Below are 23,263 nucleotides of genomic sequence, written 5' to 3' on the forward strand. Positions count from 1 at the left end.
ATCTGCTTGAGCCGTGTGCCGTGACGAATGGCACGCACGGTTCTGAGGGGGCGGGGACGTAGTAATGCGTCCCCGCTACCCGACCAAGCAGTACAGCCAGCACGAGCGCCAGGCGGCTGAGATCAAGGTCTTCCACGGGCAGTTGATCCCGCTGCTTCTCCAGACCGATGACTACACGCGGCGGTACGGTCGGCTGAGTACGGCGAAAGACCGCGAAGCGGTGCTTGCGGGAAGGATCGCACGAAAGCGGGCTATTCTGGAACGAGAGGATCCGCCGTACATCTGGGCTCTGCTGGACGAGGCTGTTCTTGCGCGTCGTGTAGGAGGAGTCGAGGTCATGAAGGCGCAACTCGAACACCTCCTCGAAATGGGCGAACGCTGGAACGTGATCCTCCGGATCGTCCCCTTCTCGGCCGGTGAGCATGAGGGGTCGGACGGTTTCTTCCAGCTCATCGGGCTTCCCGACCGCGACATCGCCTACGCGGGGGCACACGGCGGTGGGCGCTTGATCGAGATGCCCAACGAGATCAAGGATGTTGTTGATAGTTTCGAACGTATCGGCGCAAAGGCGGACTCTCAGGACGCCTCGCGCAAACTGATCAAGTGGTACTTGGAGAGCTACACATGACCGTCCAGTGGCGCAAGAGCTCCTACAGTGGCTCCGCGAACGATGACGTGTGCGTTGAGCTGGGGCGGCTTGCGCCGGAGGCTGGGATCGGGGTACGGGACAGCAAGGACCCGGATGGTGGTCACCTCACCTTGTCCGTTGCGCAGTTCGCCGACCTGATCGAGCAGGTCAAGCGGCACCCGTCCCGCTGATCGTCCCGCCCGGCCCGGGTCTAGTCCTGGCCGGTGGGTGGGGGCGGCCTTGGTCGCTGTGAGGAGCCTGGTGGGAAGAACGGCGCGCCGCACCACATGCGCCAGCCGAGCTTGTGCCGGTGGACGTCGGTCAGGCCGAGGTCGTGCAGGCGGGCGCGGTGCCGGTTCGTGTGCCGCAGGTCGGCGATGGCGAGTCGGCCGCCGGGGCGGAGGACGCGCGCGGCTTCGTCGATGGCGGCCTCACGTCCTTCCGCGGACGAGTGTTGTGCACGGCCCACTTGCTGATGACCAGGTCGAAGGTCTCGTCGGCGAACGGTAGCCGTGTCATGTCACCGGTCTCCACCTCGGTCCGGTCGGCGACGCCTTCGAGTTCGGCGTTGCGGCGGGTGGCGTCCGGGCTGCTGCCGCTCTGGTCGGCGTGCCTTAGGTCGATGCCGACCGCGCATCCGTGGGGGAGCAGCCTGGCGGCCGTCATGAGCAGGACGCCGCGTCCGAAAGCCGAGGTCCAGGACGTGCTCGTCGCCGCGCAGCCGCAGGTCGCCGAGGACGCGGGCCCACACTTCGAACTCGCCGACGCGGGACGTCCGCAGGTACGAGCTGACGAGCAGCGCGAAAGCGAGCGATAACAAGCCGAACATCACGGCGGCGGTGACGGCACCGGTCGCGGAGCTGCGGACGGTCGGCGCGACCAGCACTATGCCGATCAGGGCGAGGATGATGGCGTGCCCGCGCGGGGGATCACACGAAAGTCTCCGTCGATGCCATAGTCGCCCCGGCGTCGGCTCAGATCCGGGCGGACGTCGCTCACCGGTCGCCTCCCTCGGCCAGTGCGCGGCGCAGGACGGCGCCGAGTTCGGCGCTCCGCCGCTGCGACACGTCGGCGGACAGGATCGCGTGCAAGCCGTGGAACGTCCCCGGCCACTGGTGCGGTTCGACCGTGACGCCCGCTTGCAGCAGGCGCAGCGCGTACCCGATGTCCTCGTCGCGGAGCGGGTCGAACTCGGCGGCCGACACGTACGCCGGTGGCAGGCCGGACAGGTCGTCGGCGCGGGCACGGGCGGCGTACGGGGTCACAGGAGCCTCTCCCAGATAGTGACGCCACACCGTGGTGAGGCTGTCGTGGTCCTGCCAAGGGGGGTCGGTGAAGTCGCGCTGTGACCACGTCTCCTGCCGGTCGTCCAGTGCGGGCTGGTTGAGCAACTGGAAGCGGATCGGCGGCCCCTGCTCGTCGCGCGCCCGCCACGCCACTCCGGCCGCGAGGCCCGCGCCGGCGCTGTGCCCGCCGACCGCGACCCGGTCCGGGGCGATGCCGAGTCGGACGCGTTCTCGGCCGTCCACTCCAGGACGGCGTAGACGTCGTCCAGCGTGGCGGGGAACCGGTGTTCAGGGGCCTGGCGGTAGTCCACGGAGATCATGACCGCGCCGGACGCTCCGGCGAGCCGGACGGCGGTCGGGTGCTCGGCGTCCAGGGTCCCGACGATCCAGCCGCCGCGCAGCCAGACGATGGCGCCGTGGGCGCCGCTCGGGCGGTAGATCCGCACCGGGACGTCCGGGGCGGCGGGGACCGTGCGGTCCTCGACCTTCATGCCCTCGGTGCCGGGGGCCGCTGCGGTGATCTCGCTCGGGGCCGCGGCGGCCAGTTCGGCGAGTCGCCTGCGCGCGGCGACGGGATCGGTCAGGTCGGCCTTCGGGATGAACGGTGAAGAACGCGTCGAGTTCGGGATCCATGACGTCCACGTCCACCCTCGCGACGGCGGACGCCGGGCTCATCCGCCGTCCGTCGCGCATCCGGCCCGGGTCACGCGACGACCGTGGCCTTATCCTTCGGGCATGGAGGCTCTGGCCGTCCGGCTGTCGGGACTGGACTCGTACGGCAGGGCGCGATCCGCGTCGTCGCCTTCTACGACACGCTGATGCGCCGGCGGGTGGATCTCCCGGCGCTCGCACGGGCCTCGGCGGGCCTGGCCGAGTGCCCGGCCGGAATCCGGCTTCACGGGCCGGGACAGGTCGTTCGTGCAGCGCCGGATGGCACGTCGGTGCCCGGCTCGTCGGCGGCCGCGTCCAGCATCCTGCCGATCGTCCTCGACGAGGAAGAGGTCGGTGCGGTGTGGCTGGAGCGCCCCGGACCGCCCGTCCTGCTGGATCGGTCGTCCGCCACGATGACCTGGGGGCGATGGCACTGCCCGCCCAGATCCCCGTGGACGCCGTGCGCGGCGCCGCCGACGTCCTCCATCGGCACCACAGCAGCGTCGCCCGCCGCCTCGATCAGGTCGGCAGAACCTTGTCCACCGGCCTGACCAGCCTTACCGGCCTGACCCGGGCCCGGCTCGCCCTGGCCGCCTGGCACTGCCGAACAACGGGCAACCGCGGGGACCGGCGACCTTCTGCAGGACGATGCGCAGGCGCTCGGCGACCCCGTCACCACGGCCGGGGCGACGGGGAGGGGCTCGCGCTTCAGTTCGAGCGCGCGTTCCCCGCCAACTTCAGCGCCTGCACCGAAGGTGCGCGGAAGGCCGTCTGCGGCCCGGCAAGGTTCTTGCCGTTCCGATCGACGCCGGCCGATGGGTCATCAACGTGCCGACCACGCGCCACCGGCGCAGCCGGTCCCGCCTGACGACATCGAGACCGGCCTGCGCGGCCTCGCCCGCACCCTGACCGAGTCGGGCGTCATCGGTGCGGCCGTCCCGCCCTCGGCTGCGGTCACGGAGGGCCCGCCTGGCATACCGTTCGTCCTCTGATCACCGATCAGTTCAGCCCACTCGACCTGGTGGTTCACCTCTACCCTCCCGACTACGGGCCTTGCGGATCGGGTCGTGCCGGCGGCAGCGGTCGGCGACGGCGGTTAAGCGACCTTCGTTCCCATGGCACGTCGGGACAGGTGGTGCCGTGGCCGTTCCCTGGCTGACCATCCTCGGACGCGCCGGGGCACGCGGCGAGGGCGCGCTCCGGAGACACCCCATCTCCGCGTCGCGACCGTGGCGATCTTCGTACTCCGCAACGAGTTCGGCATAGTGGCGTCCCCACCGTCCCCGACGATGCCCTTGCCGAAATAGTCGAAACAGCCTGTCCGCAATGGTTTTCGCCGTGGTCGAACCGCTTCGCGTTCGGTGTCCGGTCCACTCCGGGATTCCACGGCTTTCGACCCGCTGCCATAGCCACATAGGGGATGAGTTCGTTAATATAGCAGCGTTGTCATGCCAGGATGAATGTGATCCTGGCATGCGTGACCACGAGTGCAAGGGGGCTCGTCGAATGGGGAAGCCGTACGACCTCCACAACGATTTCCTTCGTCCATGGGGCGTTTTACTCAAGGGTGGCCGCTGATGGGGATCTTCGGCAAGAAGGAACAGATCGATCTTTCGGAGCCGGGCGAGGTGACCATCGCCGATCACGTGGCAGCCGCCGTCCCGGATGCGGGCGAGTATTTCCTCAATTCCCTCACGGATTTCTGCAACGAACAGATGTACGCCCGCTTGAAGGCCGACATCGATTCGAGGCGCGCGCCCAACGGATGGCTCATCGGCAACGGTTTCAGCGACGTCCCTCCAGTGGGCCGCAAGCAGACCCCGCTGACTTTCCTGAGCCTGCTCGTCGGAACGGCGCGGGACGCGAGTGTCATCTCCGTGTGGGGTACCTCGGCCAACCGCGGCAAGGATTACAACACCCTCGCGACCACCCTGAGGAATCTGGTGGACACTCAAGGCCATGCTGCCGCCGCGACCTGGGCGATCATCGCCCGCCCGGAGGGCCGCTTCAACCTGGAATACCTTTCGGAAGCCCTCCAGAGGAGTTGGGGCGAGACTTTCGGGCTCCTGCGTAACAAGGACGTCATCAAAGCCTTCAAGAACTGGAACAAGTAACCCCGCGACAAACGAGCTGCCTGTGCGTCGCCGAGCTCAGCGGCCGCACACCCAGGACGAGCGGCACGTGCGGTGCGGCTGATGCTCGCCCGGTAACTGCCGTCACGAGACCGGGGAGGCGGCAGACCAATCTCGGGCGGCGCTGCGGACCCCAGAGAGCGGGATACGCCGAGGCGAGGGCATGGCGCTGCTGAGTCTCGGTCGCTAGACCCGGACTGCTCCAAGCCGCCGCCACGCCCGACGAACTCCTAGGCCGTGCGCGGCCTGGCGCACCGCCCGCACATCACCGCCGGCGCCCCAGGCTTCGGGGTGGCTTTCCGCACGAGCCGCCTGTCCCCGGTCCCCCCAAGGTCGCTCCATGCGCGGCGCGTGTCCCGTATCGGACGACGAATTCGAGCAGTTCGGCGATCGCCGCAGGACGCGATGCCGCTGGTTCCGCAAGCTGAGGCGAACCGCAAAGCCGTCACCGACCCCGCGTTCGGAGGGCCGCACATGGCAGGCGGTCCAGTTTGAGGCGAAAGCCGCCTTCGCCCCGGCCATCTACCCGCCGGCGAAGGCATTGCCTCATGCAAAAAGCGTAGGCGCCTGGTTCTAAAGGAGGAAGGAAAACGGAGCGGTCACGGCCTAGAAACGGTAGACAGGCCGAGGCGGGAGGGCCGATGAATGGCACGGTTCGCCAGACGTCAGGACGACTTCGACCACACGGGATGGCTCGATCTCATCGATGTCACCGGACCGTTCCTCAGCCTTCCGGTTCTCCGTCGCACCTGGCCCGCACTTGACGCGCTGGGCAAGGAGGCCCGTGAACGTCTCCGGCTGAAGCACAAGGCGCTTCCTGGACGACCGTGGATCGATTATGTCCTGACCGAACTTCTCGGCTGGGGAGAGCTCGTCCAGTACGAGGACGACGTCGCCGACCTCACCATGGACGTCCCCACGCACGACACGACGGTGGCGCCGTCCTTCGCCCTGCGTGAGCCAGGGGCCGACGCGGGGGCGGACGCGAAGTCCATCCGTGTTCTCGGCCTCATATGCGACGCGCACCCCAACCAGCGCATCAAGGAATCCGACTGGCCGGCGACACCCGCGGATCGGCTCGCACAGCTCTGCCGCCACCACGACGTGCCCCTCGGGATCGCGACAGACGGACGCTGGTGGGCGCTGATCTGGGCTCCGCGCGGCGGCGTCACCACAACGGCCGTCTTCGACGCGGTCACCTGGCAGGAGGCCGCGGAACGCGATGTCGTCCGCGCGTTCGTGTCCATTCTCTGCCGGACGCGGTTCTTCGGCGTCCCCGACGGTGAGACGCTGCCCGACCTCCTGGAGGCGAGCAAGGACAGCCAGGAGGAGATCACCGAGGCCCTGGGCGTCCAAGTGCGCCAGGCTGTGGAGCTTCTCGTCGCGGCAATCGGACGCTCCCACACCTCGGACATCGCCCGAGGCGGCACCGGGATAGGCGACGTTCCCGCCCGCGAGGTTTACCGCGGAGCCGTCGCCGTAATGATGCGCATCATCTTCCTCCTCTGCGCGGAGGAATGCGGGCTGCTGCCCGCGGACAGGCCGCTCTACAGGAAGTCCTACTCTGCCGGGCTTCTGTGCAGCGAACTCGAGGAGCGCGTCAGGGACGGCAGCGAGGAGGACCTGGAGCACACTTACGCCGGATGGTCCCGGCTCCTTGCGCTCTTCGCCGCGGTCTACCAGGGCATCGACCACCCGGACATGCCGATACCGCCCCATGACGGCTCCATCTTCGACGCTGACCGCTACCCATGGCTGCCCGAGACGATTGACGACCGTACCGTCCTGCACATTCTGCAGTCGGTGCAGTACGTGCAGATCGGCACGGGGAAGATGCGTGAGCGGCGAAGGCTGTCTTTCCGCACGCTAGCCGTAGAAGAGATCGGCTACGTCTACGAAGGGCTTCTTTCGCACGACGCATACTATGCCGGCGAAACACATGTCGGGTTGATCGGAAGACCGGGCCACGAAGAGGAGGTGGCCCTCAGCGCACTCGAAGATCTGGCGGGTGCCTGCCCGGACGTCCCGTCCTTGGCCGCCAGACTCGCTGATGAGTACAAAGACTCCCGTATCGGATCTCCGAAGGCCGTCGAGAGACGTCTTGCACCCCTTACGCAGGCCGAGAAGAAAGAGGCTGAGCGTAAACTGCTGGCAGTCACTTGGGGCGACTACGAGCTGACCGAGCGGCTCTTGCCCTTCTTCGGCCTGATCCGCCGGGACCTGCGCGACCTGCCGATGGTCATCCTGACGGACGCCCTGTACGTGACCGAGTCGCCCCTCCGCCAGCGGACAGGTGCTCACTACACACCGAGTGAGCTCGCGACCAAGGTCGTTGAGAACGCCCTGGAACCGCTCGTCTACTCCCCAGGCCCGGTGCAGACCGCGGACCGTAAAGAATGGAGCCCCCGCTCGTCGGGCGAGATCCTCTCGTTGCGGATCGTTGACATCGCGATGGGCTCGGGGGCGTTCCTGGTGGCAGCCTGCCGCTACCTTGCCAATCACCTGGTCGGCGCATGGATCAGTGAGGGCGACGAACGCGTTCGCGACTACAAAACCGCGGCCACGGTCCCGAGCTTCGACGCCGATGCCGACTCGGTGGTCGTCGAGGCCCGCCGCCAGATCATCGAGCATTGCCTCTACGGTGCTGACATCAACGACATGGCGGTCGACATCGCCAAGCTGTCGCTATGGCTGGTCTGCCCCGACCGCCCGTTTGCCTTCCTGGACGACCGCCTTATCATCGGCGATTCCCTGCTGGGTATCACCTCCCTCGACCAGCTCGAAGTCATGCACATGGACGTGGAACGAGGCCGCGCCCTCCATGAGGACGATGGAGCCCTCTTCGACCTGACCTCGAAGATCCGCGTCCTCGTTCGCCGCGTCGCCATCGAGCGCCGCCGGTTGGTCGAGATCGAAGGTACCGACCTGAACAAGCTGGATGACAAGCGCCTGATCCTGGACGGAGTCGCACGAGACACCGAATGGGCCCAGCTCCTCGCCGACCTCACCACGGGCTCCGCCCTCGTCCATGCCGGCAGGGGCAAAACCGGCCTCGACACCGCCTCGAAACTGGCCGTGGCGGCCGCGCGCGAAGCCATGGCCGGCGATGAGAGCGCTATCCTCGCCGCCCGCCGTCGATGCCGGCTGTGGCTCCGCGCGGATCTGCCGGACGGAGCCATGGAACGCCGTCCCCTCCACTGGCCGCTGGTCTTCCCAGAGGTCTTCGAGACCGGCGGCTTCGACGCCGTCATCGGCAATCCGCCCTTCCGTGGGGGCTCCAAGATCAGCGGTTTGTTGGGGGGCGCCTATCGGGATGCTCTGGTCCAGGTGGTCGCCGGTGGTGCCAGGGGCAACGCGGACCTGGTCGCCTACTTCCTGATCCGTGCCCACGAAATTTTGGGATCGGATGGACAGTCCGGTTTGATCGCCACGAACACCCTTGCGCAGGGTGGAACGCGGGAGGTAGGTCTGGATCGGATCTGCGCGACCGGGACATGCATTCGCAGAGCGATCAAGAGTGAGCCGTGGCCTTCAAAGAGGGTTTCACTTGAGTACTGCGTGGTCTGGACGTCAAAAGCGCCCCTTGGAAAGGCAGCCGAGTGCGTGGTGGACGAGCACGTCGTCCCGGGTATAACCCCGGCTCTCGACCCGATAACGCGTGTCAACGGGGCGGCAGAGCGTCTTGTCCGCAATAGTGGTTTGGCCTTCGAGGGGACGAAGGTGACGGGCAGTGGTTTCATCGTGTCGACCGGCTGGGCTCGTCGGTTGCTGTGTGACGACCCAGAGTATGAGGAAGTGCTCTACCCATACTTGAACGGCGAAGATGTCGTTTCCAGGCCAGACTCCTCCGCCAGTCGATACGTCATCAATTTTCATGACTGGAGACGAGAGAAGGTCGAATCTTATCGCGAGTGCTACGAAATGATACGGCGCCATGTGCTTCCTGTGCGGGTGAGAAGTTCGAATAAAGTGATTCGTGAAAATTGGTGGTTATTCGAACGACCTCGTGATGCGCTTTATCGGGCTGTGGCATCGCTGGAGCGAGTGATAGTTCTCGCAAAGGTGAGCAAGGTCGTTATGCCCGTGCTGGTGCCGTGCAGGCAGGTGTTCTCGCACATGCTCGGTGTCTTTGCCAGCGATGACACGGCGATGTTGGCGTTGCTGAGCAGTGCGCCGCACTACTGGTGGACGCTATCGCGCGCATCGACTCTAGAAACCCGTGTGCGTTACACGCCGTCGGATGTGTTCGAGACGTTGCCGCTGCCGGAGATGACGACCGAGATGCGGGTGCTGGGGGACCGGTTGGATCGGTTCCGGCGCGATCTCATGCTGGCGAGGCAAACTGGGCTCACGAAGACGTACAACATGGTGCACGATCCGACGTGCATGGATGCGGACATCGTGGAGCTTCGGCAGATCCACGAGATGATCGATGAGGCGGTGTGCCGTGCGTACGGGTGGCACGACCTGGTCCCGCAACTCGGCCACGGCCACCACGACGCGGGGCGGGATACGCGGTACACCGTGCCCCAGGTCGTCCAGCGAGAGATCGTCGATCGCCTCCTGGAACTGAACCATGAGCGCTACGCGGCCGAGGTCGCCGCCGGCCTGCATGACAAGAAGGCCAAGGGGGCCCCGAAGGTCGCGCCTGGAAGAGGTGCGACTGGTGGCTCTGACCAGCAAACTCTTCTAGACGTCGACTCCTTGGCCCCTGATCGCCGGGACTCGGTGCGCTGAGGAAGCGTGGCCCGACGTGCGCCAAGGGACGGGCCTTTTAGCTCAGCGCGTCAGCGGTAGTGGGCGGCGACGGCGGTGAAGGCGGCCTTCGGTTCCCAGGGCATGCCGGGGTAGGTGGCGCCGTGGCCGTTCTCGAGGACCTTGACGATGCCGTAGCTGGCCAGGTCCAGGTCGTCGCGGGGGTCGCCGCCGGGCCGGTGCGGGTGGTCGTAGAGGGCGAAGATGAACACGAAGGCGCTGTCGACGCCTTCGGTCTCGAAGACGTCCAGTAGCTCGCTCAGGTACGCGGCCTGGCCGGCTTCGTCGCGGGCGTACTCGCCGTTGAGCCGGACGGGTGCGCCGGTCGTCTCGTCATACTCGACGATCTCCAGGCCGCGGGCGCCCACGTCGCCGGCGCCGCGGAAGCAGGAGGAGCCGAACTCCGTGATGGCGACCGGCTTGCCCTGGGCGACGAGGGTGCGGACGCCCTCGGTGAACTGGTCCGCGATGCCGGCCGAGCGGTAGAGGTCCATGGAGACGATGTCGAAGGGCGTCCAGTCCACGAAGTCGAGTTGGACGGCCGCGTAGGTGATCCGGCCGCCGAAGCGTTCGCGGACGAGCTTCACGGCGTCGCCGAGGAAGGCGTTCACGCGGGCACTGGCCTCGCGGACCAGCTCGCGCAGCCCCTCCGGTCGGCCCAGGAGTCCGACCCGCTCGGCCAGGGAGTCGCCGGGGAGGAAGCCCTTGTTCATCAGGCTCAGCTCGGCGCCCGTCACGAACACCACGTCCGCACCCCGCCGCCGGAGCCGCTCGGCGCGGTCGGCGCAGTCGGCGAAGAGCGCCAGCATCTCCTCGCCGGTCAGCTCCAGCGGATAGGGCGAGAACCAGACCTCGAGGCCCAGGTCGGCGGCCTGCGTGGCGGCCAGTTCCAGCCGGTCGGGGTCGCCGCCGCTGACGCGGACGGCGTTGCAGTGCAGGTCGTCCCGGATGATGCGGAGTTCGCGCTCGGCCAGCGCCGGGTCGAAGCGTCCGCGCGAGTTCCGCCCGTCGCGGACGAAGCCGGTGTCGTAGGTGATGCCCTTGGCGCGCATGGGGTCCTCTCTGTCGTTTAAGGTACGAATCGTACTCTATTTGCCTATCGTGCGGCGGCGACGCCAACCTTGGCGAGGAATGGGCGGTACCGGATACGGGGACGAGGGCATGGCGGGCGATCCGGGGAAGCGACCAGGGGACGGACCCACGCGGCGCCGCGGCGCCGTCCTGGAGGAGGCGATCCTCGACGCCGCCGTCGCAGAGCTCACCGAGTCGGGGTTCTCCGGGCTGACCATGGACCGGGTCGCCGAGCGCGCCCGCACCAACAAGAACGCCATCTACCGCCGCTGGCCGAACCGCCTGGCCCTCGGCATCGCCGCCTACCGGCGGCTGGCCAGGACCGTCCAGCCGCCCGACACCGGCAATCTGCGCGACGATATCCTTGAACAGCTCCGCCGGGCGAACCGGCACTGGAGCTCCCCGCTCGGGGCGATCCTGCGCGACCTGCTCGCCGCGGCGGGCGGGGCGTCGGAACTGCTGGCGCAGCTACCGGACCAGTCGGCCGACGCCGTGGCCGCGCCGTGGCTGACCATCCTCGGACGCGCGGTAGCCCGCGGGGAGGTCGCCCCGGAGGTACTCCATCCCCGCGTCGCGACCGTGGCGATCGTCCTGTTGCGCAACGAGTTCGTGGTGCGCGGCGTCCCTACCGCGCCTGACGAGGTGCTCGTCGAGATCGTCGATGAGGTGTACCTCCCGCTGGTGCGCCGACGCGGCGCGCCGGAGGGCTGACCCGCGCGAGTCGATCTGCCGGGCGGACCGGGTGCGGTGCTCACGTGTCCATTCGGATGCGGAGACGGTGAAGGGCGTGCTCGTAGGCGGCTCGCTCGTGCGCGAGCTCTGACCAGTCCTCGGGTGCTTCGGCGACCTTGAAGCAGTCCTCGCCGGTGAGGTCCCACACCTCCGATTCCACCCAGGACAGACGCCGGTACTTGCGCGGTGCCATGGCCTGGGAGCCGAAGTCCCAGCCGACCGCCGACACCGGAAGTCCGGAGAACTGCTCGCGGGCCCGCTCGGCGTACTGGGCCCGCGTGATCGTGTCGGGGTGCAGGAACGACAGGTCGAATCCGTTGTCGCCCAGGCCGAACGCCGCGAGGCCGAACAGGAACGTCGCCTCGATGCCGCGCTCCGTGCAGAACTCGGCGATTCTGGTGGCGCCCACGAGTGTGCCCGCGTAGGAGATGACGAAGACGCGCCGGAGCGGGTGGACGTCCAGGAAGTGGCGCAGTGCCGCGATGATCGTCTCGCCGGACGCGACGGTGTCCCCGATCAGCAGGGTCTCGGCCGGAGCCTCGAAGCAGCAGTACGGGACCTCGATGCGGGCGGTGTCATGGGCGACCGCCGTCCGCGAGGTGGCGATCAGGTTGGTGGGCAGGTTGTGGCCCGTCTCGGCTGAGACGGCTTCTGCGAGCCGGTAGGCGAGGCCCTTGCTGAGGATCACCAGCTCGGCGGTCTCGTCGGGCCGGTACTCGTCGGCCAGATGGGCGACGAACCACCGGCTGGAACGGAGGCAGGCCGCGCGAAAGCCGGTGCCCATGAGGTTGCGATCGAAGAGCAGTTCCTCAAGGGCATCGTTGTGGACGAGATAGAGCCGGGGATCGTCCTTGACAAGTTCCGCGCTGCTCCGTTCCAGCTCGGTGTCCAATGGTCAGCGTCCTCTGGCGAGCGACGGCTCGTGCAGGCGCTCCAGCGCGGCCAGCATGGGCGGGTCACCGGGCAGGACGTTGTCGCGGTACTCCGTGATGGCCTCGTCGAGCCATGGGGGCATGTGGTGGACGTCGCGGGCCTTCAGCGGTGCCAGTTCCGCGAGCGCCTCCCCGGCGGCCACGAAATCGTCGACGACCGCGGAGGCCAGCGCGGCCACGTGCGGGTGGACGTAGTCGCGGACGAGGACGCCGCGGTACTCCAGCTCGTCCGCGCGGTACTTGGAGTTGCGCGGGGCGACGACGACGATCGGGGTTCCGAGGAGGGCGGCGGCGGACATCTCCACACCGATGCCGATGCCGCGCCGTTCCCGGGCGTCCACGACGACCGCTGTCGCGACCATCACCTGGTACATGTCGCGGCCGAACTGCCCGAGCGTGTTCGACGGGTCGGTAATGGGGTCGTCGGGGTTCAGGAAGACGACCTCGTGCGGGGACGCGCCCTTGGCGACCTCCAGCCGCTCGATGTCGGACCAGCAGAGTTTCTTCTCGTCCGAGGCGCCCTTCATGATGGAGCCGGAGCAGTATATGGATATGATCATCGATCGTCTCTCCAGGTCGTTCTGCCATTGAGTGTGAAATCGGCCATGGTGCCGGCCACGGCCTGCACGTTCGACTTCGCCTCGGCATAGGTCCGGGCGAGCCGGAATCCGCGTGATCCGCGGACCGCGAGGACGGCGAACCGCAGGGCGTCGAGCGAGGCTTCGTCATAGGCCCGGTCGATGACGAGCCCGAACGCGGGCAGGGAGCGCAGCCGCAGTAGTTCGTCCCACCCGGCGCCGCGGTGGACGAAATCCGCGACGCCGAGCCAGTGCAGCACCGTGTCGAGCCGCCGCGCCGAGGGGAGCCTGCCGTCCATGTCCGCCGACCTGTGGCTGAGCCCGCAGGTCAGGTCGCCCGCGGGGAGGTCGGCGAGGATGGCGGCGTCCAGGTCGAGGAGGTAACTGCGCAGGTAGGCGCGGGAAAGGAAGAAGGCGAGCGACGTGCTTTCGGCGGGTGACAGAGGCACGGGGAGCGTGGGTTCCACGAACCGTGCGATGAACGCCTGGCCCTCCAGCCGTTCGGGGGTCCGCGCGAGCAGCCGTTCGGCCCGTCCGCGCGGCCGGTGCCATCTGCGTGCGGTCCCGCGCGCGACGCAGTGCAGTTCTCCGCCGGGCTGCAGAGCCGCGCGCCATAGTTCGCCGATTCCGGCGGCCGTCCCGCCGCCGTGCCGGGGAGCCCAGAGGAAGTCGGGATCGGCGCAGATTCCCCGCAACCCGGTGTGGCGGTACGGGTTGTGCCGATCCCGGCGGTACTCGTGGACCTTCATCTCCCGGTAGTCGGCGAGGTCGGAGACCGGGGCGACGTAGCGCAGCGCGCCCGCCCGCACCAACGGCTCGATGCATCCGAGGAAGATCGGGTACCAGGGGATCTCGAAGATGTAGGAGGCGGGAATGAGCAGATGGCGCTCGGTCAGGAGCAGGGCCAGCCGGGTGGCGTCCAAGGCCTGGGCCAGCGTGAGCGCCGCGTGCCTTCCGCCGACGTCGATCCCGTAGCACGCCAGGATCTCCGGATTGGTGTACTGGACGAAGAGAGGCCGTTCGCGCTTGCAGGCACTTCCTGCGGCAGGAATTGGCTGCGACGCGCTTCCCAGCACCGCGGTGACGTAGATGTCTCTGGCCGCGACGAATGCGTCGCGTCTCGCCCACACCTGCTGGGTGGGAGCCGGACGTTCCAGCTCCTCACCCATCGTCGTCCAGGGTCAGAGAGATGTGCTGGTCGCGGCCCGCGATGAAGGCGTTCCGGCCAGTGGTGATGTTCTGCACGACGTGGACGGTCTCCGCGTCCGGCAATGCCTCTCGGACGTGCCGGACGAAGTCCTGGAGTTCGGCCGAAGCGTCCATGTGCTCGGCGAGGAAGGCCGTGAGCAGGGCCGTCCATCTCGCCTGCTCGGCCGCCATGGCGGCCGATTCCGGCGGGGAGCTCCGGCCGACCCTTCCCGCCGACTCCTCGAGTTCCCGGGCCAGATCCGACTCGGCGGCCTGCGCGCCGCGGCCGACGATCCGTGCGAGCCGCGCCCTCGCGGTGCCCCAGAAGTCGGTCGTCATGGCCTCCACGAGAGCCGCCGCGACCGCGCCGGCGAGTCCTGCCAGCGCGGGATCCATGTCGTTGCACCTTCCCGTTCCGCCGCGGCCGCCCGTGTCCCCAATTCAGGCCTCATTATGGGACGGTAATCGCGGATCTTCCAGGGTTATCGCGCACAAGGACGGTCGCGGCCAGAGAACAGCCGACTTCATTTCGGTCATATTTGGCAATGTTTCGGATGTACTGGACGGGACCGCAACCCGAACGTGGTTCGCATCACGGCCGCCGCGCCTGCTGAAACGGGCGGGCGTGCACCTGTCTGCTTTCAGAGTTGTGTCCATAAATGCACTGACCTGCGGGTGCGGCAGGCGCTCATCGAGACGCAGATCACGGCCAGGAATTCTCAGGAAATCGGCTGATCGGCGTTTCGATCGCAGACGGTCCCGAGTGGCCGACATCGGTCGCGGGGAGGCTTCACGCGGCCGAACGCCGCGAGAGTGTCGGACAGGTGTGCTTGTGTAGCGTGTACACGAATTTGAGGGACCGGAGGCGCGGCGTGGGCGAAGATGACGATGGACTGTTCCCGCAGCCGGGGGACGTGCAGCTCTCGTTGCTGAAGGGGGAGGCCGCCCGCATGAAGCCGCCGCTGGACGTGCCGCAGAAGTTCACGGAGGGCACCTCGTTCGACGTGCGGGACGAACTGGAGGAGCTCGTCCGGCGCGACCTGCTCGGGCCGTGGGGCGGTCCGGAGGAGGAGTTCGAGCCCCGGGCCATGGGGCCGCGCGAGCGGTACCTGGTCGGGATGCTCGGTCCGCGGCCCTCGCCGGCGTCCACGATCGAGGATGCCGACCAGGTGCCCGACACCGAGACCGGCGTGGACGGAGACGCGACCGAGGGCGGGTTGCCGGAGGTCGTCAGCCCGCAGACGCTCGGCAAGATCTGGGCATCCTCCATGGGGCTCTCCTTCTGCGTCGGCGACGACGTGGACGCGGTCGTCGTCGCGGCGGCCTGGGGGCGCTACGACCAGCACGAGCAGGAAGATGAGGACGGCAAGAAGACGCGGGTCTGGGCGCGCCGGCCCGTCACGCACGAGAAGGAGGTGCGGCTCGACGCCGAGGAGTCCTACAAGATCGCGCTGACCGGCGAGCACGAGGACGCCCCGGGTGTGCTGCTCAGCGTCAACGTGCGGCCGAGGGACGGCAGGCGCGTCGTGGAGGTCGCCCTCGTCAACCAGCAGACGGAGCCGGCCGGCAACAAGGACACGGCGTGGCTGTTCCAGCCCGAGCTGACCGTGACGGCGCTCGACGGCGCGAAGGCCGTCTTCCTGCCCGTGGACGACCCGGCCGACGACCTCGAGGCCGTCGGAGACGACACGGAGGAACTGCATCTGCGGCTGCTCTACCGCAACGAGCGCCGGTACGCCGCCGGGCGCAACGTCGCCGTTCACCCGGACGCCGCCGAGGGGCAGCGGACCGCCCGCCGGCTGACCACCACCTGGCTCCCGGTCCACAACGTGCCCGCGACCATCGCGCCCACCGGACCCGGAACCCCGCTGGAACACGTCACGCTCTCCATGGACGCCCTCGCCCAGGCCGGCCCCGCGGAGCTCAAGCGCGGCCTCCAGCCCCTGGTCGACGGCTACAACGCCTGGCTGGACGAGCGGGAGGCCGAGATCCCTGGCCTGCCGAACGGGCTGAGGGACGCCGCCCGCAGAGCCGTCCACGACGCAAGGAGAGCGGCCGGCAGAATCGAGGCCGGCATCAGGCTGCTGACCGACGAGAGCGGCCCCGGGCACGCGGAGGCCCTGGCCGCCTTCCACTTCGCCAACGAGACGATGGCCCTGCAACGCCGCCACACGGCGCTCGTCCCGCACCGCGAAGAAGGACGCGGCTACGAGGAGGCGCTTCGAGAGATCGACGCGCAGGGGGAGAAGGCCGCCAGCTGGCGTCCGTTCCAGCTCGCGTTCGTCCTGCTCAACCTGCCATCGCTGACCGACCCCGCCCATCCCGAGCGCGCGGCCGACGACACCGCCCTCGTCGACCTGCTCTTCTTCCCGACCGGCGGCGGCAAGACCGAGGCATACCTGGGCCTGACCGCCTACACCTTCGCGATCCGCCGGCTGCAGCGCACGCTCGGCACGGCCGAGGACGCCCGCGACGGGATGGCGGGCGTCGCCGTCCTCATGCGGTACACGCTCCGGCTGCTCACCGCCCAGCAGTTCCAGCGGGCCGCCGCACTCGTGTGCGCCGCCGAGGTCATCCGGCGGCGCGACCCCGCCACGTGGGGGGACGAGCGGTTCCGCATCGGCCTGTGGGTCGGCGCCGGAGTGTCGCCCAACTGGTTCGAGGACGCCAAGGACCAGATCATCGAGGCGCGCGACCAGGGAAGCGGCCACCGCGCCAACGTCCTGCAGACGCTCGCCTGCCCCTGGTGCGGTGAGAGCCTGCGCGCCGAACGCGACCTCCACATCGACGACGAGCGGCGCCGCATCCTGCTCTACTGCCCGCGCGGTGAAGGGGACGCCTGCCCGTTCTCGCGCAGGGCGGCGACGGGCGAGGGCCTCCCGATCCTCACCGTCGACGAGGAGATCTACCGCTACGCGCCGAGCCTCGTCATCGCCACCGTCGACAAACTGGCCCAGCTCCCCTGGAAGGGCTACGCCGGAATCCTGTTCGGGCGTACCCGCAGCCACTGCGACCGGCACGGTTTCCGCCACGACGACCTGGACGACAAGACCGGGTGCGCGAGCAAGCACAACAGGAAGGGCCCGCTTCCGGCCGTCAGTGCCCGTCCCGTCGTCCGGCTCCGCCCGCCCGACCTGATCATCCAGGACGAGCTGCACCTCATCTCGGGCGCGCTCGGCACGACCGTCGGCCTGTTCGAGGCGGCCGTCGCGGAGCTGTCGTCCTGGCCGTACCGGGGCCGCCGCACCGGCCCGAAGATCGTCGCGTCGACCGCCACCACCAAGCGGGCCCGCGAGCAGGTCCGCGGCGTCTTCGGCCGCGAGCTCGCCGTCTTCCCGCCGCAGGTCACCGACATCGCCGACACCTTCTTCTCCCGCCAGGTGCCGATCACGGAGAAGACGCCGGGACGGCGGTACCTGGGCATCTGCGCGCACGGCGTCCGCATCAAGTCCGCCGAGATCAGGCTCGCCGAGATCCTGCTGATCGCCGGGCAGACGCTCTTCGACAAGTACGGCGAACCCGCCGACCCGTACATGACGATGGTCGGCTACTTCAACGCCACCCGGGAACTGGCCGGCATGCGCCGGTACCTGGACGACGACGTGACGACGCGCGTCCGCCGCCACGGCAGGGCCAAGGGGCTGTCCGACCGGATCGTGCAGCGCGGCGGCATGCTGACCATCCAGGAGCTGACGTCCCGCATCTCGTCCGGAGACATCAGCGACGTGCTCAAACTGCTGGAGCACGGCTTCGAGCCCGACCTCGACACCAGCCGGCGCCGCGCCGAGACGGTGAACGACATGCGGCGGCACCTGCAGGAGCGCAGGGACTCCAAAGCCAAGGTCGTCCCCGCCCATCCGCTCGCGCAGCGCTTCTACGACCGGGGACGCGCCGGGCTCCAGCCGGTGGACGTGGTGCTCGCGACCTCCATGCTGCAGGTCGGCGTGGACGTGTCCCGCTTCGGCCTGATGGTCATGGTCGGGCAGCCCAAGAACACCGCCGAGTACATCCAGGCGTCCTCCCGCGTCGGGCGCGACGCCGAACGCCCCGGCCTGGTCGTGACGCTCTACAACTGGTCCCGTCCCCGCGACCTCGCCCACTACGAGGACTTCGAGCACTACCACTCCACCTTCTACCGGCAGGTCGAAGCCCTCTCCGTCACGCCCTACACGCGCCGCTCCCTGGACAGGGGCACCGCCGGGACGCTCGTCGCCGCGATCCGGCACGCCGCCGAGGAGTTCTCCCGCAACCCCGACGCGTACGACGTCGACCGCTCCGACCCGCGCGTCCAGGGCATCGTCGACCGGATGCTGGCCCGCGCCGAAGCCGTTGCCGGGACGCGCGGACGCGACTACCTGAACGAACGGGCCCAGGTCGTCCTCGACGTGTGGGAGGACAGGAAGGCCGGCGGCGGTGCCCGGCTCGGCTACCAGGACGGCACCTGGAACAAGCAGACGATCAAGGGGCTGCTGCGCCCGGCCGGAAGCGGCCGGTGGGAGACGATGACCACCGGCATGTCCATGCGGGAGACGGAGAACGAGATCAACCTGCTGTTCCCCGGTGGCGACGCCATCTACCACCCCCTCTACAACGAACCGGACTGGTCGTTCGGCCCGCCCGCCGACCCCGACGAGGACGAGCCCGAAGGCGACGAGCTCGGCCAGTCCACCCTCGACGCCGCGACCGGACGGGAGACCCGATGACCGAGCCCGCCATCTTCCGCCGCCGCGTCGGAAGCGTCCGCCCGAGCCACCTCATGTTCACCGGCGGTGTCGGGGCACTGGTCGACCTGCCGAACTTCTCCGTCCTGGTCAAGGGCCTGGACGACTGGAACCACCAGGGCCTGCCCGAGGCGATGCCGATCAACGAGCCGCGGCTGCTCGCCGCCGTCCAGCAGAGCATCGGCAAGAGCGTCCAGAAACTCATGCCCGCCCCCTGGATGGAAGGCCTCGACAAGGACCCGGCAGGTCCCGCATCCAAGGTCGGCGTGCCGGTCGCCCCGTTCCCCGGCTGGCTGCGCTGCACCCACTGCAACGAGCTGGGCGGCCTCGACTCCGGCATCTTCCGCTTCGAGAACACCAAGCCGCGCAAGCCGCACGAGGCGCGCTTCTTCCACGACAGGTGCAAGAAGCGCAGACCGCTCGCCGTGGCGGCCCGGTTCGTGCTGACCTGCACCAACGGCCATCTCGACGACTTCCCCTACGCGCACTTCGTCCACCGCGGCGGGACGTGCGCCAAAGCCAGCCATCCGCGGCTGCGCATGGAGGACCGCGGCGGGAACCTCGGCGCCAACGTCGAGATCAGATGCGTGAACTGCGGGGAGCACCGCAACATCCGCGACGCCCAGGGCAAGCGCGGTGAGGAGAACCTCCCGCGCTGCCGGGGCCGCCACCCGCACCTGGCGACCTTCGACCCGCAGGGCTGCGACCGGCCGCCGAAGCTCCTGGTCGTCGGCGCGTCCAACCAGTGGTTCGCCAAGGGGCTCGCCGCCCTCGCCGTCCCGCAGTCCGGGGCCGGCGCGCTGGACGCCAAGGTCGAGCAGAACTGGGGTCCCATCAAGGACCTCCCGCAGGCGATGTACCCGTGGGCCCGCGAGAACGCGCCCGCCTTCAAGGAACTCGACCAGTGGAGCGACGACGATATCGCCGACGCCGTCTCCAGGCATCGCGCCAAGCTGGCGGGAGTGCGCGACGAACGGGCGGACAAGGACCCGGACCTGCGCACCGCCGAATGGGAGGTGTTCTCCGCCGCCAAACTGCCCGAACCGAATCCCGACTTCACCCTCCGCCGTGCCTTCCAGCCCGTCCCCGACGAACTGACCGGCGTCTACGCCGATGTCGTCCAGGCCGAGCGGCTCCGCGAGGTCCGTGCCCTGATCGGCTTCACGCGCCTGGACGCTCCCGACCCGCAGGACCCGAACCTCGTCAAGCTCGTCCAGCTCTCCCGGTCGAAGCCGGCCTGGGTGCCGGCCAGCGAGGTGCGCGGCGAGGGCATCTTCCTGAAGGTCCCCGAAGAACTGCTGCAGGCCTGGGAGGAGCGCGTCGAGAAGTCCGAGGCGATGCGCCTGCACCGGGAGGCGTACGCGCGGCACCGCCGCAACCGCTACTCCGACCGCATCGCCACCATGACCGACTTCGACGACATGGCGCACTGGCCGGGGGCCCGCTTCATCGCCCTGCACACCCTGTCGCATCTGCTGATCCGCACGATCTCCCTCGGATGCGGATACAGCTCCGCGAGCCTGTCCGAACGCATCTACTCCGGGACCGACGACGACCCGCACCGCAGCGGCATCCTCATCTACACGGCGGTCCCCGACGCCGAAGGCACTCTCGGCGGGCTCGTCTCCCTGGCCGAGCCCGACCAGCTCGTCCGGCTGACCCGGCGCGCCCTCGCCGACGCGCGGCACTGCTCGTCCGACCCGCTGTGCGCCGAACGCCTTCCCCAGGCCCCGGCCGACTTCCTGCACGGCGCCGCCTGCCACGTCTGCCTGTTCGTCTCCGAGACGACCTGCGAACGCGGCAACAAGTTCCTCGACCGCCGCTTCGTCGTCCCTGTTGGCGGCACCGACCTCGCCCTCTACCCGGAGCTGCCGTGAACGTGTTCGACGATGACGATGACGATGACGACGACGCGGATCTCGGCCTGAATCCCCTCGACCGATTCGAGCGGGGCGCGCGCGAAGCCGCCATGCGGATCGGCCCGGACGGCCTCCGCGCCATGGCCGAGAAGTTCGACTGGTGGCCGACCGCCTCGTCCGTCCGCGCCTGCGTGCCCGGCTTCGAGGACGAGGCGGACGCACTCATCGCCGCCTCCCGGCAGGAAGATCTTCCCGGGCGGGCCGTCGCGGCGTACCTGCGCGGCGTCGCGGCGGCGAAGGAGGCGTCCGTTCAGGTGGAGTCGGTGTGGAGCGGGCCGACCGGCCATGCGGTGCCGGTCCGGTCGACTGCCCAGGTCCTGTCCCAGCTCGTGGCGCGCGCCCGGCACGAGCTGCTGCTGATGACGTACTCCGCCAAGCCGTACCAGCCGTTGCGGGACGGGCTCGAAGCCGCCCTCGCGCGCGGAGTCGTCGTGAGGGTCGTGGTGGAGACGCTGCAGGGAGCCGGCAGTGCGCTCGCCGGCGAGGAGCCCGCCGCCGCCTTCCACGGGCTCCGCCTTGAGCTGTGGCACTGGCCGGTCGCGCAGCGAGCCGACGACAAGGGGCGGATGCACGCCAAGATCGCGGTCGCGGACCGCCGCGAACTGCTGGTCTCCAGCGCCAACCTCACCCAGTCCGGGGTGAACAGCAACCTTGAGGCCGGGCTGCTCGTCCGCGGCGGTACGACTCCCGAGCGCGCCGCCGAGCACTTCGACGCGTTGCGGTCCACCGGGATCCTGGAGCGCCTGTGACCGGACCCGATCCCGAGGCGGCGGCCCCTGGCGCGGTCGCCTCCGGCCCCGGTGCGGGCGGCGCGGCCGCCCCTGGCGCGGACGCCTCTGGGGCGCTGGTCAGCGCGGCGGACATCGCCCGCCTGACCGGGTTCGGGCGCGCCGCGGTGTCGAACTGGCGGCGACGGTACGAGGACTTTCCGCAGCCCGCCGGCGGGACCGCCAACAGTCCGCTGTTCGCTCTCGCGGACGTGGAGAAATGGCTGGCGGGCCAGGGCAAGCCCCTGACACTGACCCCCGAGGAGCGGCTCTGGCAGCTGCTGCGCACCGCCACTGACGACCTACGGCTCGGTGAGGTCGTGGGGGATCTCGGGCGTGGCGCCTACCTGCGCGAACCCGATGTCGTCGTGGAGCCCGCGCTGCTGTCCGCGGCGTGTCGGCTGCGCCGCACACGCGGGCCGCAGACGTTCGAGTACCTCGTGCGGCGCCTCGTCGAGGCCCATGCGCGGCGGGTCGTCCCGACGCCGCCGGACACGGCCTGGCTCATGGCAGGGCTCGTCCAGGTGGGCGGCGGACGGGTGTACGACCCGGCGTGCGGAATCGGGAACCTGCTGATCGCCGCCCAGCAGCACGGCGCATCCGGCGTCGCAGGGCAGGACCGCGAGCCCTACGGCACCGACATCGCCCGCACCCGCCTCCACCTCAACGGGAACGGAGACATCGACGTCAGACCGGGCGACTCGCTCACGGCCGACGCCTTCCCCCGCGACCGGTTCGACGCCGCGCTGTGCGACCCGCCCTTCGGCGACCGGGCCTGGGGCTACGACGATCTGGCAGGCGACGCGCGGTGGGTCCACGGGCTTCCGCCGCGCGGCGAACCGGAGTTGGCGTGGGTCCAGCATGTGCTCTGGCATCTGCGGCCCGGCGGCGAGGCGGCCGTGCTGATGCCGCAGGCCGCCGCCGACCGACGTTCGGGGCGTCGGATCCGCGCGGGCCTGCTGCGCACCGGCACCCTTCGGGCGGTGCTCGAACTGCCCGCAGGCGCCGCGGGTTCGGCCGCCGCGCCCCATCTGTGGCTGCTGCGCCGGCCCGCGGACGGCGACCCGCCGCCCGCTCACGTGCTGATGCTGGACGCGTCCGCCCCGCCCGAGACTGTGATCGCCGACACCACGCGTTTCCTGCGCGGTACCGGCGACCCGGGCAGCGGCCGGGCCGTTCCGCTGATCGATCTCCTCGACGACGCGGTGGACGTGACCCCCACCCGCCACCTGCGCGGCAGCGCCGACATCCGGGCCGGGTTCGACGCCGCGCACGCCCGGTTCCGCGACCGGCTCGCCGCCGTCAACGCCCTCGCGGACGAACTGGTACCCCTCGGTGAGGCCGGGGAGCACAGCATGACGACGCTCGGCGAACTGGTCCAGCAGGGCACCGTCGAGGTGCTCCATCCGCCGCTCACCATGGACCTCGGCGTGGGCGACATCCCTGTCCTGACCGGCAAGGACATCACGCTCGAACGGGGCCCATCCGCCCGGACCGTCCCCGCCCCCGGCCTTCTGCTGCTCCGCCAAGGGGACATCGCCGTCGCACAGGCGGGCCGCCGGCTCCACCCGCGGGTGGTCGAGGCCGCAGGCGTCGCGGCCGGGCCGCAGGTCCAGGTGGTCCGCGCCGACCAGACCCAGTACGACCCCCATTTCCTCGCCTGCTTCCTGCGGGCCGCGGGAACGGTCCGCGGATCGTCCGCCTCATCCCGTGCCGATGTCCGCAGGACGGCGGTCCCGCGCCTGCAGATGGAGGAGCAGCGCGCCTACGGGGCCGCCCACCGCCGCCTCGCGGAACTCTCCGCGGCGCTGCGCGAGCTGGCGGACGCCGGTGACGACACCATCGCGCTCGGCATCGAGGGACTCGGTGGCGGCGGGCTAGGCCCGGGGAGTTGAATGGCGGC

The 23,263-nt window shown here is 69.4% G+C and carries 18 protein-coding genes and 1 pseudogene; 12 read left to right on the forward strand and 7 right to left on the reverse strand.

What is annotated here, in order from left to right:
* Window positions 1-64 precede the first annotated feature (64 nt).
* The gene (locus ACGFI1_RS27220; RefSeq protein ID WP_392789075.1) at window positions 65-628 is read left to right on the forward strand and encodes a DUF5753 domain-containing protein; all 564 of its coding nucleotides are present in this window, start codon (window positions 65-67) and stop codon (window positions 626-628) included.
* Window positions 625-819, forward strand: a complete 195-nt coding sequence (locus ACGFI1_RS27225; protein ID WP_392789077.1) for a DUF397 domain-containing protein — start codon at window positions 625-627, stop codon at window positions 817-819. Before ACGFI1_RS27220 ends, ACGFI1_RS27225 begins: the two co-directional genes overlap by 4 nt.
* Window positions 820-949: 130 nt before the next feature.
* Here ACGFI1_RS27225 and ACGFI1_RS27230 read toward each other — a convergent pair whose 3' ends face one another.
* Window positions 950-1,294, reverse strand: coding sequence for a class I SAM-dependent methyltransferase (locus ACGFI1_RS27230; RefSeq protein WP_392789079.1), 345 nt, complete (start codon window positions 1,292-1,294; stop codon window positions 950-952).
* Between ACGFI1_RS27230 and ACGFI1_RS27235 the strand changes: the two genes are divergently transcribed.
* Entirely contained in the window at window positions 1,293-1,445 is a 153-nt protein-coding gene (locus tag ACGFI1_RS27235) for a hypothetical protein (RefSeq protein WP_392789082.1), read from the forward strand. The genes ACGFI1_RS27230 and ACGFI1_RS27235 overlap by 2 nt on opposite strands.
* A gap of 178 nt (window positions 1,446-1,623) precedes the next feature.
* On the opposite strand, the pseudogene ACGFI1_RS27240 reads toward ACGFI1_RS27235, so the two are convergent.
* Window positions 1,624-2,405: pseudogene (locus tag ACGFI1_RS27240) on the reverse strand (alpha/beta hydrolase).
* A gap of 450 nt (window positions 2,406-2,855) precedes the next feature.
* Here ACGFI1_RS27240 and ACGFI1_RS27245 point away from each other — a divergent pair.
* From ACGFI1_RS27245 to ACGFI1_RS27260, 4 genes are all read left to right on the forward strand, one after another.
* Entirely contained in the window at window positions 2,856-3,116 is a 261-nt protein-coding gene (locus ACGFI1_RS27245) for a hypothetical protein (RefSeq protein ID WP_392789084.1), read from the forward strand.
* A 264-nt stretch (window positions 3,117-3,380) separates the two neighbouring features.
* Window positions 3,381-3,557: a hypothetical protein gene (locus tag ACGFI1_RS27250; protein ID WP_392789086.1), complete on the forward strand. Its 177-nt coding sequence runs from the start codon at window positions 3,381-3,383 to the stop codon at window positions 3,555-3,557.
* Between the two features lie 585 nt (window positions 3,558-4,142).
* On the forward strand, window positions 4,143-4,679 hold the full coding sequence (locus ACGFI1_RS27255) for a hypothetical protein (RefSeq protein WP_392789089.1): 537 nt from the start codon (window positions 4,143-4,145) through the stop codon (window positions 4,677-4,679).
* A 663-nt stretch (window positions 4,680-5,342) separates the two neighbouring features.
* Window positions 5,343-9,434: an Eco57I restriction-modification methylase domain-containing protein gene (locus tag ACGFI1_RS27260; RefSeq protein ID WP_392789092.1), complete on the forward strand. Its 4,092-nt coding sequence runs from the start codon at window positions 5,343-5,345 to the stop codon at window positions 9,432-9,434.
* Between the two features lie 50 nt (window positions 9,435-9,484).
* On the opposite strand, the gene ACGFI1_RS27265 is transcribed toward ACGFI1_RS27260, so the two are convergent.
* Entirely contained in the window at window positions 9,485-10,504 is a 1,020-nt protein-coding gene (locus ACGFI1_RS27265; RefSeq protein ID WP_392789094.1) for a hypothetical protein, read from the reverse strand.
* Window positions 10,505-10,583: 79 nt separating this feature from the next.
* Here ACGFI1_RS27265 and ACGFI1_RS27270 point away from each other — a divergent pair, with 79 nt between their 5' ends.
* Complete coding sequence (locus ACGFI1_RS27270) at window positions 10,584-11,234, forward strand: TetR/AcrR family transcriptional regulator (RefSeq protein ID WP_392789096.1); 651 nt, start codon at window positions 10,584-10,586, stop codon at window positions 11,232-11,234.
* 40 nt (window positions 11,235-11,274) lie between these two features.
* Here the strand turns inward: ACGFI1_RS27270 and ACGFI1_RS27275 are convergent, their stop codons facing one another.
* From ACGFI1_RS27275 to ACGFI1_RS27290, 4 genes are read right to left on the reverse strand one after another with little or no spacing between them, the layout of a single operon-like run.
* A complete protein-coding gene (locus ACGFI1_RS27275) occupies window positions 11,275-12,147 on the reverse strand; it encodes a hypothetical protein (RefSeq protein ID WP_392789099.1) in 873 nt (290 codons plus the stop codon).
* Window positions 12,148-12,150: 3 nt separating this feature from the next.
* Window positions 12,151-12,747: a hypothetical protein gene (locus tag ACGFI1_RS27280; RefSeq protein WP_392789102.1), complete on the reverse strand. Its 597-nt coding sequence runs from the start codon at window positions 12,745-12,747 to the stop codon at window positions 12,151-12,153.
* Window positions 12,744-13,934: a hypothetical protein gene (locus ACGFI1_RS27285; protein ID WP_392789105.1), complete on the reverse strand. Its 1,191-nt coding sequence runs from the start codon at window positions 13,932-13,934 to the stop codon at window positions 12,744-12,746. Before ACGFI1_RS27285 ends, ACGFI1_RS27280 begins: the two co-directional genes overlap by 4 nt.
* Entirely contained in the window at window positions 13,927-14,349 is a 423-nt protein-coding gene (locus tag ACGFI1_RS27290; protein ID WP_392789107.1) for a hypothetical protein, read from the reverse strand. The genes ACGFI1_RS27285 and ACGFI1_RS27290 overlap by 8 nt, the downstream gene beginning before the upstream one ends.
* 476 nt (window positions 14,350-14,825) lie before the next feature.
* Between ACGFI1_RS27290 and drmA the strand changes: the two genes are divergently transcribed.
* Genes drmA through ACGFI1_RS27310 form a run of 4 tightly spaced genes read left to right on the forward strand, consistent with a single transcriptional unit; the run spans window position 14,826 to window position 23,255 of the window.
* Window positions 14,826-18,656 carry a DISARM system helicase DrmA gene (gene drmA / locus ACGFI1_RS27295; RefSeq protein WP_392789109.1) on the forward strand — a complete coding sequence of 1,277 codons (3,831 nt, stop codon included), beginning with the start codon at window positions 14,826-14,828 and terminating at the stop codon, window positions 18,654-18,656.
* Entirely contained in the window at window positions 18,653-20,551 is a 1,899-nt protein-coding gene (gene drmB / locus ACGFI1_RS27300) for a DrmB family protein (RefSeq protein WP_392789111.1), read from the forward strand. The genes drmA and drmB overlap by 4 nt, the downstream gene beginning before the upstream one ends.
* The gene (gene drmC / locus ACGFI1_RS27305) at window positions 20,548-21,342 is read left to right on the forward strand and encodes a DISARM system phospholipase D-like protein DrmC (RefSeq protein WP_392789113.1); all 795 of its coding nucleotides are present in this window, start codon (window positions 20,548-20,550) and stop codon (window positions 21,340-21,342) included. The genes drmB and drmC overlap by 4 nt, the downstream gene beginning before the upstream one ends.
* Window positions 21,339-23,255 (forward strand): N-6 DNA methylase, encoded by a 1,917-nt coding sequence (locus ACGFI1_RS27310; protein ID WP_392789115.1) that lies wholly within the window; start codon window positions 21,339-21,341, stop codon window positions 23,253-23,255. Before drmC ends, ACGFI1_RS27310 begins: the two co-directional genes overlap by 4 nt.
* The last annotated feature ends 8 nt before the right edge of the window (window positions 23,256-23,263 follow it).

Origin of the sequence: Actinomadura geliboluensis (assembly GCF_043197915.1) — a bacterium.
Taxonomy (GTDB): Bacteria; Actinomycetota; Actinomycetes; order Streptosporangiales; family Streptosporangiaceae; genus Spirillospora; species Spirillospora geliboluensis.